The organism is Marinicrinis lubricantis (genome assembly GCF_042658665.1).
In the GTDB taxonomy this organism is placed as follows: Bacteria; Bacillota; Bacilli; order Paenibacillales; family KCTC-33676; genus Marinicrinis; species Marinicrinis lubricantis.
On sequence record NZ_JBHSQV010000013.1, the window covers coordinates 52,606 to 66,256 of the forward strand.

The window sequence follows — 13,651 nt, forward strand, 5'->3', positions numbered from 1 at the left end:
TGCAAATTTTAAGGTTATCGTATTTGATTAGCCAACAAGGAGTCGAAAAGGATGCAACATACAGATTCATCAAAGAAGAAGCAACTTAGGTATGTTACCTTTATATCACTAATCGCTGCGATCGGCGGTTTTTTATTCGGATATGATACGGCTGTCATTTCAGGAGCGATCGGATTTATAGAAGACCGATTTGTCCTTTCCTCCGCGATGGTAGGCTGGGTCGTTTCCAGTTTAATTATCGGCTGTATCGTGGGAGCTGCTTCTTCAGGCTTCATCAGCGATAAATTAGGACGGAAATCGGCGCTCATCATTTCCGGTGTGCTGTTCACTGCCGGGTCTGCTGCATCCGCTCTGCCAGAAACCGTTACTGGTTTGGTCCTTGCCCGTATGTTCGGTGGATTGGGCGTAGGGATGGCTTCCACCTTGGCACCGCTATACATTGCTGAAATTGCGCCTGCTAAATACAGAGGCCGATTAGTATCCTTATATCAACTGGCTGTCGTAACGGCTATATTTGTTACATTTTTTATCGATTCCTCTATTGCCAGCTTAGGTGATACGGCTTGGGATATAGAGACAGGCTGGCGATGGATGTTTGCAGTAGGTGTGATACCCGGTATACTCTTTATTATTTTCCTGTTATTTATACCGGAAAGTCCGAGATGGCTGCAGAAGCAGGGAAAGTCGGACCGAGCTCTTGCAACGCTGCAGCGGCTTAACGGCAAGGAAGAAGCTAAATTTGAGTTGAAGGAAATTCGGCTCACGCTGAAGGAAGAAAATACGAAGATGAGTCAGTTATTTAAGCCTGGTCTTCGTCTGGCACTTCTGATTGGCGTCATTCTTGCTATCTTACAGCAAGTGACTGGCATTAATGCTGTGATGTACTATGCTCCGGAAATATTCAAGGCTACAGGTGCAGGAACGGATGCAGCTTTAGTACAGACCGTGATGATTGGTTTGATTAATTTTATTTTTACGATATTGGCTCTCTGGCTCATCGACAAAATGGGGCGAAAGGCATTACTGCTTATCGGCTCAACCTGTATGGCCGTTTGTTTAGTCTTTGTAGGCTTTGCTTTCCACTCAGGCCATACAGAAGGTCCATGGGTTCTTGTATTTCTCTTATTATATGTAGCCTCCTTTGCGATTTCACTAGGACCGGTCGTATGGGTTGTCATCTCCGAGATCTTCCCTAACCGAGTGAGAGCACGTGCTACCGCAATCGCTTCTATGGCGCTTTGGGCTGCGGATTACTTGGTATCGCAGGCGTTCCCTATGATGCTCGACAGCATCGGCCCGGCTACTACCTTTTGGGTGTTTGCCGTCATGTCCGTATTCACATTCTTCTTCACATGGAAGACTGTGCCGGAGACGAAAGGAAAGACCCTCGAGGAAATCGATCAATTGTGGAGCTCCAAAGCATAGTTTTCAAAAACAAGTGCAACTGCATTACGTATTCCCAAAACACCTGACGAAATCTTCGTCAGGTGTTTTGGTTTTAGCCTAAGTGCATTTATACATAGGAAGATGCTCCGCAGTACAATCTAAGAGCAGGAAAGGAGGTAGAATCGATTTGAACGATTCAAAACCTAAAGATCACGGGCACGAAATGATGCCGGAATTCACTCAGCTTCCCTTTGATGTGATGTATTATCGGACGATGATTGCAAACGTCGTTTTGCTCGGGGAGCCGGGTAGTTCGGATTGGGTGCTTGTAGATGCAGGAGTTCGTGGCTTTGCCGATCGAATTCGCGGCATTGCCAAAGGCAGATTCTCTTCTGAACAGCCCAAAGCGATCGTATTAACACACGGACATTTTGATCATATCGGATCATTGGAGCATTTGCTTGAGCATTGGAACGTACCGGTTTATGCCCACGAAAGCGAGCTTCCTTATTTGCAAGGCAAAGCGGACTACCCCCCAGGGGATCCTTCCGTCGGAGGCGGTTTGATGGCGGAAATTGCTCCATTATATCCTCATCAAGGCATTGATCTAGGAGATCGTATACGTGCACTGAATAGTGACGGCAGTGTGCCTTATTTGCCAGAGTGGCGCTGGGTCCACACACCGGGACATACAGAAGGCCATGTTTCCCTGTTTCGGAACAGAGACAAGACACTCATTGCCGGTGACGCATTCATCACGGTTAAACAAGAATCCGCGTTAGCCGTCATTACGCAGCGCAAAGAAATCCATGGTCCTCCGACTTATTTCACGACCGATTGGGATCAGGCCAGAAGCACTGTCCAGCGCCTGCATATGCTGCAGCCAGAAGCAGCAATAACCGGACACGGTGTACCTATGTTCGGAGAGGAGCTTGCTGACGGATTGGAGAAACTAGCATCTCATTTTGATGAAATGGCCATCCCTGACCACGGCAAGTACGTTCATTCCTGACATCCTGTCATAAGGGGCATATTCTTATACCGGGTGAGCTTTACACCTGAGTACGAAACATCGGATCTAAAAAGCACTCCTTGAAGTAACGATAAATGTCGGTCGAAGAATACCTGCAGTTATATTTGAGATGGTCGAATACATCCGGAGTCAACGCACAAATCAGCATATGTGAGGCAAATTCCAAATTCACAGGCATGATTTCTTCTCGTACTTCGGCTTCCTCCAGAAGTCCGAGAATGGCATTTTGCAAAAAGAGATACGGCTGTGAACGATAAAAGTCGAGTCTTGAGCTTATGCAGCGATTCGCATACTGCATCGCACCCAGCCATTCCGAATTTCCATCCATTAGTATGATTAATCGCTGAATGACATACTCCAAGCGTTCACGGATCAGCAAATGCGAGGATTCTAGGATATATTCCATCACCTCGTCACGAAATCGGTTGAAACGTTCATTCATCAGCTCCATGATGAGTGCTGCTTTATTCTCATACCGGCGGTACAGTGTACCTTGTCCGATATTAGCCGCTTTAGCTATTTGATGCATACTGACCTCATCTGCGCCATATTCCGTGAATAACGTCTGTGCAATATCCAAAATTCGATTGCTGATTTCATTCGCTGTACTCCGTGTCACCATAGCTTCTTTAACTGCTCCTTTACGATTAGATTCGTTTCGTAAGCACCTTTTGTCGGCAGCTATTTTACGAAATATTCGATTACTCCCAAACTTCACCGATCGGTCATCTAGATTCGATGAGCAATTGCGATCCGTGCCTACATGCATAGAAAAAACCAAGCCAGGCAATCATGCCTGCTTGGTTATCCTTCTATTTCATTATTCCTCAGACGGCTTTACCCGCTTTAAGAAAAATGAAAGGACGAGTGCGCCTACAGCAAACAGCAGGCCGATAAAGAAAGCATACTGAACGCCTGCAGCCGTGGATTCCGCTATTTCGGACGGCGCAGTCGGATTGCTGGAACTCTCTAAATATTCGGTTTGTCTCGAAGACATAATGCTGATGAAGAGTGCCGTACCGATTGCCCCAGATACCTGCTGCAGTGTGTTCATGATCGCAGTTCCGTGGGGATAAAATCTCCGCGGCAGCTGATTCAGACCAGTAGTCTGACCCGGCATCATAATCATTGAGATTGCAATCATCAGCAAGCAGTGCAGCAAAATCACATAACCGGTGGAAGCGTCGGTTGTCAGCTGGCTCATAAACCATAGGATGATGATCAGCATAACAATACCAGGCGTCACCATTGCGCGCGGGCCGAATTTATCAAACAATTTACCTGCCACCGGTGCCATAATCCCGTTGATCACACCCCCGGGCAGCAATACGAGACCCGCTGTGAATGCACTTAACATCAGCGCTCCTCTTAAATAGAACGGCAGCATAATGAGCGATGAAAAGAGCGTCATCATGATCACCATTAGCAGCACGACAGACAAGCTGAACATTGGAAATTTAAATGCTCTTAAATCCAACATGGGACTCTTGATCACAAGCTGCCGCCAAGCAAACAGAATTAACGAGATCAATCCCGCTGCGATAGTTAAGTATACCTCCGGCTCCGACCATCCACCCGATCCTTCACCGGCACTGCTGAAGCCGTACACGACTCCTCCGAAACCAATGGTAGACAAAATAATGGACAAGATATCGACCTTCGGCTTCGTAATATCCGATACGTTCTTTAAATACACCGCTGCAAAGGCAACAGAAAACACTGCAAGCGGAATCACCATATAAAACAGCCAGCGCCAGCTTGAATGCTCTACAATCAGACCCGACAACGTAGGCCCGATGGCTGGCGCCACCATAATAACGAGTCCGATCGAACCCATGGCCGCTCCCCGCTTTTCAGGCGGAAAAATCACAAGAATGGTGTTCATCATAACTGGAAGCATCAGTCCTGTTCCTACCGCTTGAATGAGCCGGCCGACCAACAGTATGGAGAATTGCGGTGCAATACCGCATAATACCGTTCCTAACGTAAACATAATCATCGCGCTCAAGAACATTTGTCTTGTTGTAAACCACTGCGTTAACAAGGCAGTGATCGGGACTAGAATTCCGACAATCAACATGAATCCGGTTGAAAGCCACTGAACCGTAGTCGATGTGACGTTCAAATCCGCCATTAAATCGGTGTACGCTACGTTAAGCACCGTTTCATTCAGCATCGCAATAAATGCGCCGATAATGAGCGATATAACAATTGGAAGCTTTTTTATTTTCGATAAATCGATGCCATTCACTTGCGGACTTGCTTCTGCACTAGCTGTATTCATTTGTCTCCCTCCTCCACTTTCTCCATCCAAAAATATAGTTTGCCGCAGAGCGGCATATGGAGTTTGCCGGCAATCATCAAGTGTGTTTTTGGTATCTATAATTTCCACACTTTACCACCGGACAATTGTCCGTTTTCAATAATATCAAACTGTTGTTCGCATTGTCAACGAGAATCACTGTTAAAATATATAAAAATACGATTAACTTGATGCATTCTCATTTTCCTTTATTTCATTCCACCCGCATACCTTCTGCAGAAGGGAATGGATTAGGACCCCGGACGGATTGTGCATTCACTGCGTCCAATGCGGCAGATGGTTTTTCTAGGACAGCCTTAATAAACCATAAAAAAAAACGGCCCTTAACTTAAAGTTAAGGGCCGTCTTCCGCAGTTGTATACTGTTATTACAGTTTTACTACGTTTTCTGCTTGTGGTCCGCGGTTTCCTTCAACTACGTTGAACTCAACGCGTTGACCTTCATCCAAAGTTTTGAAGCCGTCGCCTTGGATCGCGCTGAAGTGAACGAATACGTCGCTTCCGCCCTCTACTTCGATAAAGCCAAAACCTTTTTCTGCGTTAAACCATTTAACTGTTCCTTGTTGCATAATGAAATACCTCCAATAATGTTTTTCACACATGACCTTTTTATTTAAAAGAGGATTCAAATCGTTACCTTTTATCTGCCATGAACTCGCCTTAGCCTTCCGCTCCTCACTCAGCTTCCGCCAAGCTCAGATGCTCAGTTTTCAGGTTCATTCTATCTTCCTGCTAATGAAAAGTTAACTTTTTGAACACGCACTTAAAGTAAATAAAAAATTCACATATTGCACAAGGTTATATGGACCTCAAAATAATAACCCTCTACAATATGTGAATTCAGGTCAATATCATGATTTTCTTTAGTTTAGCATGTTTCGTTGAAAAATACAAGAGCTTTGTTTCTTTAAAGTTCAGCTCCGTTCATTCACTCTGCACATCCGCCCTGATCCTACAATATATTGGTCATATACTGCAAAGGAGAGACATTCATGAGCTATCATATTTCTTATTCCCCTTACACTTATACTTTATACCCGGCACCTTACGTCACACCCTATTGGACTGCCTACACAGCCCGAGAATATCCGCCCGTAGACACCCAGCAATTCACGCAGTCCGTTACTTCATTTCGAAAGCTGATGCGAGACGGATCTCTTATTCTCAGCAAACTGAGTGAAGCGAACTTCGCCTATCAACTCATGGCAGCTGCACAAGCCGGCAACCAACATGAAGTAGATCGGCTCATCGCTACGATAGGAACCGAATCGAAAATCACTTCCAAATATACGCCCAGTGCGATTCACTTCACCATTGACCCCAATGTCGAGGGGACTCCCTGCTGTACTCTTTCCATGCTCTTGAAATGGGGTCAGTAGAATGACGAGGGGATGCCCCTCATCATCCTTTCAGAGAGTGTAGCCAGTCTTCATAACATGGATCACAAAGCAGTTCTAGTCCTTCTTCAATTCCTTCTTGATTATAAACAGTAACGGTATGCACGGAGGACGTTTCCTGCTCGCAATAATGGCATTCATAAGTCAAGGCTGCGCCACCTCATTTCATTGTTGTGACCGGCTTGATTTATTATGCCCGCTGCCTCATTCCCTATGTAACAGAAATAATCCTTCCAATTCACACTAAGCTTTGCAGCATATTCCCGTGAAATGGGATGATTTAAAAAATAACAAAAGGTGAACTGCACCCCGTCAAGTAGACAGCACAAGTAATATAAAACACTATGCGGCCTTAGTCCTGAATTCAATGGGACTCAGGCCGTTTAGTTTTGCCTGTATACGCTCGTTATTGTAGAAATGAATGTAATCATCGATGTCTTTCTTAAGTTCCTCAAAGGTACTGTATGTGTGCAAATAATACTTCTAGCATTTAAGAGTTCCCCAGAATGATTCCATTGGGCCATTATCAATGCATCTGCCAACTCGGGACATGCTCTGGGTTAATTTTCTGGAAAACCCATTTCCAGTTCTTGTAGAACCGCTAATTTTTCTGCTGCATTGAATTCATTTATTTTGGCCAAAAGAAAACTCCCCCTTAAGCAACAGGTTTATTTATTTCACCTGTCTACTTAAAGGGGAGCATATCACGACGAAGGCAGTCCCTTCATTTCATTCGAACGATCTTATTTTGCTAATTTGTCCCAAGAATCCTGCATTTGCTGCAGCAGCTCTTCTCTGGACGTTTGTCCACCGATATAAGCTTGAATTTCGCTCGCAAATTCTTGACCTACACCATCTGGGAATTTGGAGTTTTGCAGTTGGAAGATCTTACCCGCCTGTGCATACTCCCATACTTCACTAGACAATGGTCCCATCGCGCCTTCCGCTACTTCAATAGAAGACAAGGAAGGAATCGACTGGAATTCTTCTACAATATATCTTTGACCGATTTCGGAAGTAACAAGCCAGTTAATGAATGTTTTAGCTTCTTCCTTCACTGGGGAGTTTTTGTTGATAACCCAGTTGGAAGGCACCCCAACATGCAGCTTGTCGCTTTCTTCTGCATTATCGTTTGCTGCCATTGGCAGGAAGCCAATGTTCATCCCCGGGCTGATTTCATCCAATTGAACCTGGGACCAGTTACCTTGCTGCATCATTGCCGCTTGACCGCTTGTGAACAAGCTCAATTGTGTGTTGTAGTCCGTAGTCAAAGGATTTTTGTTACCGTATTTCAAAGTTAGGTCGATCAGGTCAACCCATTCTTCAAACTTCTGGTTGCCAGGGATTTTCTCTGTGCCGTCGGATAGGCCTTGAATGAAAGCCGTTGGATCTTCTTGTGCACCGAATGCTACGTTAACACCTTGAAGGCCAAGGAGCCACCATTCTTTATAACCGTTCGCAAAAGGAGTAATTCCTGCTGCTTCCAATTTCTCAGCTGCAGCTACAAGTTCGGAGATGGTCTTAGGCTCTTCTGTAATTCCTGCTTGCTCAAACAAGTCTTTGTTATAAACGAATCCAAAGCCTTCTAGACCGATTGGCCAACCATACACTTTACCATCTTTCGTCATGGGTTCTTTGGCAAGTGGAAGAAGATTCTCAACCCAAGGCTGGTCGGACAAATCTTCTAGATGCTCAAACCACATATCCATTTCAGCGTAACCGCCGTTGGAGAAAATGTCTGGAGCTTGGTTCGAAGCGAATTTCGTTTTTAGCGCAGCACCATAGTCAGCACCGCCGCCTACCGTTTGGACTTCAATGTTGATGTTTGGATATTCTTTTTCAAATTCAGCTGCGAGCTCGTTAAGCGGCTCTACAATTTCCGTTTTAAATTGGAAGATAGATACGGTTTTTTGTTCTGAGCTATCTCCCTGTGTTCCCCCATTGTTACCTTCATTATTGTTTCCGCCGCATGCAGCAAGCGCAAACACCATCATCGCAGATACTGCAACGATAAGACTGGACTTGGTCCATTTCTTCATGTCTAATTTCCTCCTTTGTTTCTCAGGTCTGATGTCATTATGCCTCAAATGATGTGAGCGATTACACATAAAATATTGATCAATATAGTAGAAGATGTTGATCATGCGGAAGGGTTGATCTGATCAACCCTTCACTGAACCTGCAGCGACACCTTCAACAATATATTTTTGAAGTGCCAAGTAGAAAATAACGATCGGTGCAATTCCCATCGCAAGAGCAGGCAAAGCCAAATCCCATTTGTTCGTATATTGGCCGAAGAATCCGAACGTTGCGAGCGGAATCGTATGCAGATCCTCATCCTGCAGGATCAAGGATGGAAGCAGATAGTCGTTCCAAATCCATAACGCATTCAGAATAATTATGGTCACAGCCATCGGCTTCATAAGCGGCAGGACGATTTTGAAAAACACACCGTAAGGCGTGCAGCCATCGACCACGGCCGCTTCCTCGATTTCTAGAGGAATCGACTTCACGAATCCGTGGAACAAGAAAATACACAGTGAGGTTCCCATGCCTAAATAACAAATCAATAGTCCAAGCATACTATTGCTGAGACCAAACCAGTTCACCACTTTAATGAGCGGAATCATGATCGATTGGAAAGGCACGACCATCGCAGCGACATACACCATAAAGAGCGTTTTGTTGAACCGCGTGTTGCGTCTGACCATTCGATATGCGGCCATCCCACTAATTAAAGCCAACAAGATATTGGCGATGACTGTGATGGTGAGAGAGTTCCAGAATGCACGCGGGAAATCCATCATCTGCCAAGCTTTAGAATAGTTCTCCCATTGGAATATCGACGGAAAACTCGCAGCGTTCTGCAAAATTTCGCCGAACGATTTCACCGAGTTAACCAACAGGAAGTAGAACGGAGCAATGAATACCAAGCCCACAATCAGCAAAATGATTTCCAGCGGAAGCAGCCGTTTTTTGTAAGAATTCGCGGATTTCATTTACGCTTCTACCTCCTTGCTCTTCGTAATTTTGACTTGAATCAAGGTAATGATGGCGACGATCACAAAGAATAACAGGGCTTTCGCCGTACCTAATCCGTAGCGGTTATTAATAAATGCTTCGTTATAAATATTGAGTGCCAGCGATTCTGTCGTCTTGAACGGTCCACCGCCTGTAAGCGCCAGGTTCAAATCGAACATTTTGAATGTCCAAGAAATCGCCAGAAACAAACTTACCGTAATGGCCGGCATAATAAGCGGCAGTGTAATGTTCCGCAATCGTTGAATGGCACTGGCTCCATCAATCTCAGCCGCCTCGGTTAATTCCTTCGGTACATTGGACAGTGCTGCAATATAGATGACCATCAAATAACCAGAATACTGCCATACGAATACCAGCACAATTCCCCAGAACCCTGTCTGCGGCGTACCGAGCCAAGGAAGCTCAAAGAAAGACAATCCTGTCAGCTCGCCAATCGTCGAAAAGCCATTGATAAAAATAAACTGCCAGATAAATCCTAAGAGTAATCCGCCGATGACGTTCGGCATAAAGAAGATGGTTCTCATAAAATTACGGCTTCTGAGCTTCATCGTTAAAAAATATGCCAAGAAAAATCCGATCAAATTTACCAATATGACCCCGACGATCGTAAACCGAGCAGTAAACCAGAAGGAATCAAAAAATTGATCATCGCTAAAGATTTGTTTGAAGTTATCTAGTCCGACCCAGTTCACCGTTCCTGCTACACCATTCCAGTCCGTAAATGAATAATACATACCAAGACCGAACGGTATGATCATCATAATGGCGAATAATATGGTGGCCGGCCCAACGAAGAAAATCTGCTGAATAAATTGAGATAATTTATTGCTGCTCATGGGCTCCTCCCTTTTCGTTTAACATATTATTTGTGTTTGTACTTCAAAAGTATACAGATGCGACAAAACATGATACACTCACGCTTGTGACCTATTTGGTGGAATTTATTGATGGGCGGGTGACACCATGAAACCTCGAAGTATTCGCTCTAAACTCATCGTCTTTTTGCTCATTGCCATCATTGTTCCGGCGCTTTTAACGATTGCGATATCGTACACTTACACGAATCGCTCTTTAAAAGAACGAGCCATTCAGGAAAATCAAAATCTCATTTATCAAGGTGCGCAAAATCTGCTCAACTATGTAAAGGAACTCGACCGCAATTCTCTCATTGTGTATTCCGATGCCGCGTTTTACCGTTCCTTGGAACTAGGTCCGGATGATCTAATGGGTCAAACGCGGTGGTACAATACATTGCAAACGATTGCGAATTCGAATCAAGATATTTTCCAAATCTATTTGCACAGCGCAGACAATCGGGCTATGCTGCTTTACGAGAACATCCCGTTAAACTACTATGATGTACCTCTTTTTCAAGATACGAAGGCTTTCTTAGACATCGGCCCGGCGATCGAACCTACACATACGAGCCATAACTATGGCTTTTTAGAGCCTGTACTCTATAAAGCGGAGAATGTCTTTACGCTGCATCGCCCCATTCGGCGTATTCCACTTAACGATCTGCTTGGCTTTTTATCGATCGATGTCCGGCTCGATTCACTGCGAAGCATTTCCAGTCAACTGTACCATGCGGAGGAAGAGCAAATCTTCATCTTAGACCAAGCGGGTTATGTCATCTATTCGGGCAACGAGGATCTCCTCGGCCGCCCCTTGAATGAAGGATGGACCAGGTCCAAAATACTGCAGGAACAGACGAACGGTTCCTTCGAGTTGAACGGAAATGTCTATGTATTCGATCGCATTCAATCTGAAATATCCAATTGGCTGCTGGTGAAGCAAATTCCATCTTCGTCTTTGTTTCAAGAATCCAATCAGGCAGCATTTATTAACATCGTCATCTTTTCAATTACCCTGCTTGTTGTTATTGCCGCTACGATCTGGGTATCCATCCAAATCACGAAACCGATTAAACAGCTGATGCGATATATGAATGAAATTCAATCCGGAAACTTAACCGTCGATATTCAAACGGTCAGCAGTGATGAAATCGGGGTTGTCTCTACCCGTTTTAAATCAATGATGGACACGATCAACAACTTGTATTTGCGGGAATATAAATTGCAGCTCGATAATAAAACGAACCAATTAAAAGCACTGCAGGCACAGATTAATCCTCACTTTATGAATAACACGCTGCAGTCGATCGGTACATTAGCGCTGCAGGAAAATGTCCCTAGGATCTACTCGTTGATTTCGTCGCTTGCAAAAATGATGCGATACAGTATGTATAATGAAGAACAGCTCGTCACCTTAAAGGATGAAATCGACCATGTGAAGGCTTATTTGAATCTCATGCACCAGCGGTTTGAAAATCAATTCACGATGGAATTTACGATGGATGAGCAGACTTTGAAAATCCCTATGCCTAAAATGGTGCTTCAGCCGATCGTTGAAAATTATTTCGTGCATGGAATGGATCGATCCGCGAAAAATGGTATTCTGCAAATATCGAGCTGGTGGGAAGATGAGAATACCGCGGCGATTTCTGTAAAGGATAACGGCATTGGGGTATCTGAGACCAAGCTGAAGGAGCTTCGCATGAAGCTGGCGGAAGTTCAAACAAGTGGAGCCGGTGAGCCTCAGCCGGATGCTCAAGAGCGGGAGAGCATCGGATTATCCAATGTATTGAGCCGTCTGAGATGGTACAACGGAGAGCAGGCTCGATTGGAAATAGAGGCGCTGGAACCGCACGGAGTAGGAGTTACTTTATATATGAAAGTTGAGCGTGAGAACATATGAAAGCATTAATCGTAGACGATGAAGCTCACGTACGCAATGCGATTAAACTGTTAGTCCATTGGGAAGAGCTCGGTATTGAACAAATTATGGAAGCTGAAAATGGTGCTGAAGCCGTTCCTCTTATAGAGAAAGAAAGACCGCAAATTGTCATCTTGGACATGCTCATGCCTTATAAATCGGGTGTAGAGCTGATGAAATGGATTAGCGATAGCGGTATACCTACGAAGATGATTGTCATCAGCGGTCATGACGATTTCGAATTCGTTCGCAGCGCTGTCAAATACGGAGGCTTGGATTATTTACTGAAGCCGATCGATCCCGAAAGCGTCAACGAGGTCCTTGAAAAGGCGGTCTTGGAATGGCGTAAAGAAGTGCAGGACTTAAAAAATAATTCCCAAGCTCATCAATACAAATCGGTGCTGACCGAGAAGCTGCTTACTAGCATGATCACGGAGCCGGGGTCCCAGCAGGCTTCGCTTCATCGCTTGCGGGAGGAATGCGGACTCCCAGCCGAGGCGGGTCCGTTTCGTCTTGCTTTGCTCCAAGCCGCAGACGAACCATCGCTGATTAAGCGGTTCGGAAACAGCGACTTGCTTTACTTCTCGCTTCACAATATTTGCAACGAATATTTGCAGATGGGGCATAGGGGTATCGCGTTCCGTTATTGGGGCGCTGCCGGAAAAATCGTCCTTCTGCTGTGGAGGAACACGGACAGCTTTCCTGAAATCTTGCTGAATATGAACGAGGGCTTTCATTCCACACTGCGCCAGCGGATGCATTTCGGCATAAGCTCAGAAGGAAGCTTTCCATCTGACATGCCGGGTCTGTATGAGGAAGCCGCAGAAGCGCTATGCAAACGAAACCTGCTCGACCCTTCCGTCTTTATTCATAAGATGCCTGCAGACGATACGGATTCCGCGTTGAGCCTAGCTGATGTAGAGGAGCGCTGGCGACTCGCCGCTCTAAGCGGCAGCACGACGGAAATCGGCAAAGCCGTTGATGGCTGGATGGCCTGCATCAAAAAGCAGAAGGTCATTACGCCGGAAATGCTCAAACAATGGAGACGGGAAGCGTTCGAATTCCGATCCAAGCTGCTTCAAGAGACACTGCACAGCAAAGCGGCGGAATGTTTAACCGCCATAGAGAAAGAAGATTTACCGTATCCGGGAGAACATACAGATACGATGCATTACCAGCAGTGGCACCATTACTGGCACGACTTTCTGCAGCGGTTGTCCGATGCACTGCTCTCCCATCAATCCCAAAAGCAGCACATCATTTTTGAAATTGCAAAATATGTAGAGCAGCACTATCATGAGGATATTTCTCTGCAGGATATGTCTGAGCGCTTTTTCGTCAGCCGGGAATATATCTCCCGTAAATTCAAGCAGCAGTTTGATATCAACCTTTCGGAATATTTAGGGCAAATCCGGTTGAAGAACGCCAAAAAGCTGCTTCTCAATCCACATCTCACCATTGCAGAAATTGCACAAATGGTCGGCTATCAGGATGAGAAATACTTCAGCAAGGTGTTCAAAAAGCATGAGACTATCACGCCAAACCAATATCGGAAGAAACACATCGAAGAATCATAACCACCCGTCCAACGGGTGGTTTGCTCTGGGGGTATAACCCCCTGTTGCCAAACTGCGCCTAAAGACGCTAGCCTGACAATAAAATTGTTCAGGCTCAGTGTAATTTGTCGCTTTCACTT

12 protein-coding genes are annotated in these 13,651 nt (G+C 45.2%); 5 read left to right on the plus strand and 7 right to left on the minus strand.

Features of this window, described 5'->3' with window-relative positions:
* The first annotated feature begins 51 nt into the window (after nucleotides 1-51).
* Both ACFPXP_RS02640 and ACFPXP_RS02645 read left to right on the plus strand, forming a co-directional pair.
* Nucleotides 52-1,425 carry a sugar porter family MFS transporter gene (locus tag ACFPXP_RS02640; protein ID WP_379892119.1) on the plus strand — a complete coding sequence of 458 codons (1,374 nt, stop codon included), beginning with the start codon at nucleotides 52-54 and terminating at the stop codon, nucleotides 1,423-1,425.
* Between the two features lie 184 nt (nucleotides 1,426-1,609).
* Entirely contained in the window at nucleotides 1,610-2,398 is a 789-nt protein-coding gene (locus tag ACFPXP_RS02645) for an MBL fold metallo-hydrolase (protein WP_379892147.1), read from the plus strand.
* 40 nt (nucleotides 2,399-2,438) lie between these two features.
* Here the strand turns inward: ACFPXP_RS02645 and ACFPXP_RS02650 are convergent, their stop codons facing one another.
* The 3 genes from ACFPXP_RS02650 to ACFPXP_RS02660 form a co-directional block, all read right to left on the minus strand.
* Entirely contained in the window at nucleotides 2,439-3,041 is a 603-nt protein-coding gene (locus ACFPXP_RS02650) for a TetR/AcrR family transcriptional regulator (RefSeq protein WP_379892121.1), read from the minus strand.
* 198 nt (nucleotides 3,042-3,239) lie between these two features.
* Nucleotides 3,240-4,703 (minus strand): DHA2 family efflux MFS transporter permease subunit, encoded by a 1,464-nt coding sequence (locus ACFPXP_RS02655; RefSeq protein WP_379892123.1) that lies wholly within the window; start codon nucleotides 4,701-4,703, stop codon nucleotides 3,240-3,242.
* A 406-nt stretch (nucleotides 4,704-5,109) separates the two neighbouring features.
* On the minus strand, nucleotides 5,110-5,310 hold the full coding sequence (locus ACFPXP_RS02660; protein WP_379892125.1) for a cold-shock protein: 201 nt from the start codon (nucleotides 5,308-5,310) through the stop codon (nucleotides 5,110-5,112).
* Nucleotides 5,311-5,733: 423 nt separating this feature from the next.
* Here ACFPXP_RS02660 and ACFPXP_RS02665 point away from each other — a divergent pair, with 423 nt between their 5' ends.
* Nucleotides 5,734-6,120, plus strand: a complete 387-nt coding sequence (locus ACFPXP_RS02665; protein WP_379892127.1) for a hypothetical protein — start codon at nucleotides 5,734-5,736, stop codon at nucleotides 6,118-6,120.
* A 360-nt stretch (nucleotides 6,121-6,480) separates the two neighbouring features.
* Here the strand turns inward: ACFPXP_RS02665 and ACFPXP_RS02670 are convergent, their stop codons facing one another.
* From ACFPXP_RS02670 to ACFPXP_RS02685, 4 genes are all read right to left on the minus strand, one after another.
* Nucleotides 6,481-6,612: an IS3 family transposase gene (locus tag ACFPXP_RS02670; protein ID WP_379892129.1), complete on the minus strand. Its 132-nt coding sequence runs from the start codon at nucleotides 6,610-6,612 to the stop codon at nucleotides 6,481-6,483.
* 269 nt (nucleotides 6,613-6,881) lie between these two features.
* Nucleotides 6,882-8,177: an ABC transporter substrate-binding protein gene (locus ACFPXP_RS02675; RefSeq protein ID WP_379892131.1), complete on the minus strand. Its 1,296-nt coding sequence runs from the start codon at nucleotides 8,175-8,177 to the stop codon at nucleotides 6,882-6,884.
* A 123-nt stretch (nucleotides 8,178-8,300) separates the two neighbouring features.
* Nucleotides 8,301-9,137: a carbohydrate ABC transporter permease gene (locus ACFPXP_RS02680; RefSeq protein ID WP_379892133.1), complete on the minus strand. Its 837-nt coding sequence runs from the start codon at nucleotides 9,135-9,137 to the stop codon at nucleotides 8,301-8,303.
* A complete protein-coding gene (locus ACFPXP_RS02685; protein WP_379892135.1) occupies nucleotides 9,138-10,016 on the minus strand; it encodes a carbohydrate ABC transporter permease in 879 nt (292 codons plus the stop codon). It lies immediately after the preceding gene.
* A 127-nt stretch (nucleotides 10,017-10,143) separates the two neighbouring features.
* On the opposite strand from ACFPXP_RS02685, the gene ACFPXP_RS02690 reads away from it, so the two are divergent.
* Together ACFPXP_RS02690 and ACFPXP_RS02695 are read left to right on the plus strand one after the other, a co-directional pair.
* Entirely contained in the window at nucleotides 10,144-11,937 is a 1,794-nt protein-coding gene (locus tag ACFPXP_RS02690; protein WP_379892137.1) for a cache domain-containing sensor histidine kinase, read from the plus strand.
* Entirely contained in the window at nucleotides 11,934-13,532 is a 1,599-nt protein-coding gene (locus ACFPXP_RS02695; protein ID WP_379892139.1) for a response regulator, read from the plus strand. The genes ACFPXP_RS02690 and ACFPXP_RS02695 overlap by 4 nt, the downstream gene beginning before the upstream one ends.
* Nucleotides 13,533-13,651 lie beyond the last annotated feature (119 nt).